This is a genomic window from Limnohabitans sp., from assembly GCF_031538885.1.
GTDB lineage: Bacteria > Pseudomonadota > Gammaproteobacteria > Burkholderiales > Burkholderiaceae_C > Limnohabitans.
This window is the reverse complement of the sequence record NZ_JAVKLW010000139.1, coordinates 1-3,347: the sequence shown is the minus strand read 5'-3', so window position 1 is coordinate 3,347 and position 3,347 is coordinate 1. Positions and strand designations below refer to the sequence as shown.

Here is a 3,347-nt window from a genome sequence, read left to right as displayed (position 1 = left end):
AACCGTGACGGATGAGGAATTGACTATGATTGAAAACCGATTGAATCACCGCCCCAGAAAGCGACTAGGATTCAAGACACCTCACGAGGTATTCCATGCCTCGTTAAAGCGTGTTGCACTTCGTCCTTGAATCCGCCTTTAATTACAAAGGCGTAAGACAGCTTAAATTTTTCTTGTATGTAGAAGATGCCACACGGTTTGGACTAAGCCGAGAAGTTGTCGTTAAGCAGGGGTATTATTTCCCAGCAGGTAGCACTGGTACCCGGCTGGTGGCATCCGCCATGCGTTTAAATAAAACCGCACTCAATGCTGTTTTAAGGGCGAAAGGGCAACCAGGAATTTGAGGTTGGATTTCTACTGATCTGCTGCTTGAGGTGGGACATCACGGACAATGGTGTCCATGATCTTTGCCGTCCAACTCTGTGAGCAATCAACCACTACTTTGATTCCTTTTTCGCTGTGGACCCTCCACGGTCCTGAGGCATCGGTGCTGGCCAAGGCTGAGTTGCCCCATCTGCGCACATGGTTGGCGCAGGCTCAGCGCGTGGATGTGCAGCGCGATGCGGTGAAAGAGCCTTTGCTGGCCACACTCTCGCCGCCCCACGAACGCGCATGGGCTTTAGCCGCAGGCTGGCCTGCGGTGGATGGTGGCCTACCTTGGGCTGCGCGTGCGGCGGCCGAGTTGGGCTTGGATGCCACGCATGCCAAGTCGGTTGCCTCGGTTCAAGCCCAGGCCAGCTCGGGGCTCGCAGCACCACCCAATGGCTGGGCCTTCATCACCCTGTGCAACTGGCATGTGAGCAATGGCCAAGTCACGCTGGGCGACCCTGCGTATTTGCAAATCGACGCAGCCACAGACACCACCCTGTTCAAAGCCATGCAAAGCTTTTTTGCCGAAGACGGCATTACTTTGCATCCGTACAAGCCTGGCCAGTGGCTGGCGCAGTCGCCGCTGTTGGCTGATTTGCCCACTGCGTCGCTCGACCGCGTGATTGGCCGCAACATCGACCCGTGGTTGGTGGGCAGTCATGTGGCAGCGGATGCACTCAGCCCCGCTGCCAAACTGTTGCGTCGTTTGCAAAACGAAATGCAAATGTTGCTCTACACCCATCCTGTCAACGATGGCCGCAGTTTGACCATCAATTCGTTCTGGGTGCACGGCACGGGCGTGTTACCTAGCGATGCGAACAAGCCCGGACAGCAAGAACCCGCCGTCATTCAAACCCTTCGCCAAAGCGCGTTGCAGCAAGACCTGATGGGCTGGCTAGAAGCGTGGCAACACGTCGATGCCCACGTCATCGCCCCCTTGCTGGCGCGTGTGGCTGCCAATGAGCCACAGCGCTTGGTGCTGTGTGGTGAGCACGAGTTTCATGTGTACGACAGTGCTGCGCCAACGCTTTGGCAACGCTTGCGCACGCGCTTGGCCCCCACTTCTTTAGACACCGTGTTGGCCGTTGCGCCTTTGAAAGATTAAGCCCATGCAATTCATCCCACGCGACATGCCGCCACGCAGCATCTGGGCGCTTGAGCAAGCAGGTGTGCATCCGCTGTTGGCACGCCTGTATGCCGCGCGTGGCATTCAAGACGCCGCCACGCTCGACGCTTCGTTGGCGCAACTGCTGCCGCCCACAGGCTTAAAAGGCATTGAACCTGCTGCGGTGTTGTTGGCTGACGCCATGGCTGCCAACAAAAAACTCTGCATCGTGGCCGACTACGACTGCGACGGTGCTACCGCCTGCGCTGTGGCCCTGCGTGGCTTGCGCTTGCTGGGCGCCAAGCAGGTGAGCTACATCGTGCCTGATCGTGTGGTGGATGGGTATGGTCTGACCCCACCCATTGCCGAGCGCGTCAAAGCCAGCGGCGCGGATGTGTTGATCACCGTGGACAACGGCATTGCCAGCGTGGAGGGCGTGGCCACGGCGCGTAAGCTGGGTTTGCAGGTGTTGGTGACCGACCACCACTTGCCTGCGGCGCTGTTGCCCGAGGCCGACGCCATCGTGAACCCCAACCAACCGGGCTGCACCTTCGAGAGCAAAGCGCTCGCGGGCGTGGGCGTGATGTTTTATGTGTTGCTCGTCTTGCGTGCAGAGCTGCGCAAGCGCGGGGTGCTCTCGGCTGAACAGCAACCTAAGTTAGACACCTTGTTGCCATTGGTCGCACTCGGCACCGTGGCTGATGTGGTCAAGCTCGACGCCAACAACCGCCGCTTGGTGGCGCAAGGTTTGGCGCGTGTGCGCAAGGGCCAAATGCCAGCGGGCATGACCGCCCTGTTTGCGGCTGCTGGCCGCACCAGCGAGAAATGCACCTCGCAAGATTTCGGTTTTGCAGTGGGCCCGCGTATCAACGCGGCAGGTCGTTTGTCGGACATGACCTTGGGCATCGAGTGCTTGACCACCGACGACGTGGGCCGCGCCACCGAACTCGCCACGCAGCTCGACCGCATCAACCGCGAACGTCGCGAGATTGAAGGCGACATGCGCGAGCAAGCGCTGGAACTCGCACAAGAAATGTTCGACCCCGAAGAAGAACCCCCATCTGCCCTGTGCGTCTTCGACCCCGACTTCCACGAAGGTGTGGTGGGCATCGTGGCGGCCAAGCTCAAAGACTTGCACCACCGCCCCACCTTTGTCTTTGCCCCCAGCCAAGCAGCGGGCAAAAGCCATGAACTCAAAGGCTCAGGTCGTTCTATTCCCGGTTTTCATTTGCGTGATGCGCTTGACTTGGTGGCCAAACGTCACCCCGGTGTGCTGCTGCGTTTTGGCGGTCACGCCATGGCGGCGGGTTGCACCTTGGAAGAAGACAACCTCGCCACCTTTGAAGAAGCCCTGCAACACGTCGCGCAAGAGTGGCTGGATGAAGCCACCCTGCAACGCCGCTTAGAAACCGATGGCCCCTTATTGCCCGAATACCGCCGCCCCGAGTTGGCCGACACCTTGGCTCGCGAGGTCTGGGGCCAAGGCTTTGCAGCGCCCACCTTCAGCGAAGAGGTCGAGGTGGTGAGCCAGCGCTTGGTGGGTGAAAAACATTTGGCGCTCAAACTGCGTCACCACGGTCAGCCTGTGGATGGCATCTGGTTTGGCCGCGTGGACCCACTGCCGCCGCTGGCTCATTTGGCATTTCGCTTAGAAGCGGATGAATGGCAGGGTAACAAGCGCGTACGCTTTGTGGTCGAAGGTATGGCTAATTGATGCTTGATGGAAATCAAGGATAGGCGGATTCAAGGACGAAGTGCAACACGCTTTAACGAGGCATGGAATACCTCGTGAGGTGTCTTGAATCCTAGTCGCTTTCTGGGGCGGTGATTCAATCGGTTTTCAATCATAGTCAATTCCTCATCCGTCACGGTT

The 3,347-nt window shown here is 58.6% G+C and carries 3 protein-coding genes; all 3 read left to right on the top strand.

The window, feature by feature from the left end; all coding sequences use genetic code 11:
* Positions 1-110 precede the first annotated feature (110 nt).
* The 3 genes from RMS03_RS11420 to recJ are packed head-to-tail and all read left to right on the top strand — an operon-like array spanning position 111 to position 3,188.
* Entirely contained in the window at positions 111-344 is a 234-nt protein-coding gene (locus RMS03_RS11420) for a hypothetical protein (protein ID WP_310627173.1), read from the top strand.
* A 56-nt stretch (positions 345-400) separates the two neighbouring features.
* Positions 401-1,474 (top strand): hypothetical protein, encoded by a 1,074-nt coding sequence (locus RMS03_RS11415; protein ID WP_310627172.1) that lies wholly within the window; start codon positions 401-403, stop codon positions 1,472-1,474.
* 4 nt (positions 1,475-1,478) lie between these two features.
* The gene (gene recJ, locus RMS03_RS11410) at positions 1,479-3,188 is read left to right on the top strand and encodes a single-stranded-DNA-specific exonuclease RecJ (RefSeq protein ID WP_310627171.1); all 1,710 of its coding nucleotides are present in this window, start codon (positions 1,479-1,481) and stop codon (positions 3,186-3,188) included.
* The last annotated feature ends 159 nt before the right edge of the window (positions 3,189-3,347 follow it).